Origin of the sequence: Sutterella sp. (assembly GCF_052272535.1) — a bacterium.
Taxonomy (GTDB): domain Bacteria; phylum Pseudomonadota; class Gammaproteobacteria; order Burkholderiales; family Burkholderiaceae_F; genus Sutterella.
On record NZ_DAVZJY010000337.1, the window covers coordinates 1 to 1777 of the forward strand.

Genomic DNA, 1777 nt, shown 5'->3' on the forward strand with positions numbered 1-1777 from the left:
GAAAGCCGGGCCGCCCGGGAGGAGTCGGCGGGAAGTGCTCAGAGGCCGGCCAAAACGAGCTGCGCGCGCACCCAGGCGAGCCACTTCTCGAGGCCTTCGCCCGTCGTGGCCGAGAGCCGGATCACCTTCGCCTTCGGATTGACGCGCAGGACGTTTGCCTCGGCCGCGTCGGCGTCGAAGGGAACGTAGGGGAGCAGGTCGATCTTGTTCAAAAGCACGAGTTCGGACGCGCGGAACATGTCCGGGTACTTGAGGGGCTTGTCTGCGCCCTCGGTGACGGAGAGGACCGCGACCTTGGCGGCTTCGCCCAAGTCGAACTCCGCCGGGCAGACGAGGTTGCCGACATTCTCGATGAAGAGGACCGAGTGGTCTTCAGGGGGGAGCGCCTCCAGGGCGCGCCGGATCATCGCCGCGTCGAGGTGGCAGCCCTTGCCGGTGTTGATCTGCAGCGCCCGCACGCCCGTGGCGCGGATGCGGGCGGCGTCGTTCGCCGTCTCCTGGTCGCCCTCGACAACTGCGGTCGGGACGTCCGTGAGCGCGCGCAGCGTGGTCGTGAGGAGTTCGGTCTTGCCCGAACCCGGACTCGAGACGAGGTTGAGCGCGAGCACGTGCTTCTTCGCGAAGTACGCGCGGTTCTCGGCCGCGACGGCGTTGTTGCGCCCGAGGATGTCCTCCTCGACCGCAATGGCGCGCCCGGCGGGCATCGCCGCGTCGTGGCTGTGCGCGGGACCGTGGTCGTGCGCGTGGTCGTGGCCGTGCGCATGATCATGGTGATGATCGTGCTCGTGCTCGTGCTCGTGGATCGTGAGCGTGACGTTGCCCTCGGCGTCAACGACTTCATGCATGTGGGGGCCGGAATGGCCGCAGCCGCAGGTGGTGCACATGATGGATTCTTCCTTCCGCCCCGTTGGTTGGGGCGGCGTTGATTTTTCTTTCGTTGAGCGGGCTGCGCGGCTTCTTGGATTGGGCTCTGTCGGCCTCTGCTGCTGCGGATGCCCTGGTGTCGGGTTCTTTCTGCTTGGGTCAGGGGGCTTCGGGGAGGTCCTCCACGATGTCGACGACGCGCATGTCGGTGCCGCCCGTCGCGGCGAGCTTGTAGCCGCCGCACTTGGGGCAGGGGTCGCCGTAGTGCTTGAGGGGAACGGTCGTCTCGCAGTCGAGGCACCAGGCTTCGCCTGCGGGCCGCTCGATCTCGAGCCGGGCGCTGGCGGCCGGGCCTCCCTTCCTCACGGACTCCCAGGCGAATTCGAGACTCGGGACGTCCACGCCCGCAAGTTCGCCGATCGAGACGCGCACGGACTTCACGCGCTTCACGCCGTTCGCACGCGCGGTGCGCTCGACGATTTCGATGATGCCTTCTGCAATGGAGAGTTCGTGCACGCTTCAGGATTCCTTTGACTGGCCGTTCCAGACGAAGTCCACCGGTACGCAGGCGTCGAGCCCGAAGAGCGCGCGCCGGATGCGCAGCGCCAGGGCCGCGCGTCCCTCCGGGGACTCTCCCGGATATTCAAAGGGGCGCACCGCCGCACCGGCCATCCGCTGGCCCGCGCCGTTGGGTGAGAACTGCCATTCCGTGGGCGAGGTGATCTTGAGGCACGCGACGCCGCCCGCCCGGTCGGCCTTCACGGCATGCACGAGGAGCCCCCGTGCGCTTTCGACAAAGCTTATGCCGGTGCCGGGCTCCGGACCATACGTCCAAAGCATGCGCTCGAGCGCCGCATCACGGTCGTTGGGGTGGTCCCCCTCTGCCTCTTTGGAGGTGCTCCCGACGGAGAGC

Annotated in this window: 2 protein-coding genes and 1 pseudogene; all 3 read right to left on the reverse strand. The window is 67.8% G+C overall.

Annotated elements, in window-relative coordinates; translation table 11 throughout:
• Window positions 1–38: 38 nt before the first annotated feature.
• Window positions 39–884, reverse strand: a complete 846-nt coding sequence (hypB, locus tag ACT6Y9_RS10775) for a hydrogenase nickel incorporation protein HypB (protein ID WP_443744529.1) — start codon at window positions 882–884, stop codon at window positions 39–41.
• Window positions 885–1023: 139 nt separating this feature from the next.
• Window positions 1024–1380 carry a hydrogenase maturation nickel metallochaperone HypA gene (gene hypA / locus ACT6Y9_RS10780; RefSeq protein ID WP_295478809.1) on the reverse strand — a complete coding sequence of 119 codons (357 nt, stop codon included), beginning with the start codon at window positions 1378–1380 and terminating at the stop codon, window positions 1024–1026.
• A 3-nt stretch (window positions 1381–1383) separates the two neighbouring features.
• Window positions 1384–1777, reverse strand: a pseudogene (locus ACT6Y9_RS10785) (hypothetical protein); the annotation flags it as partial.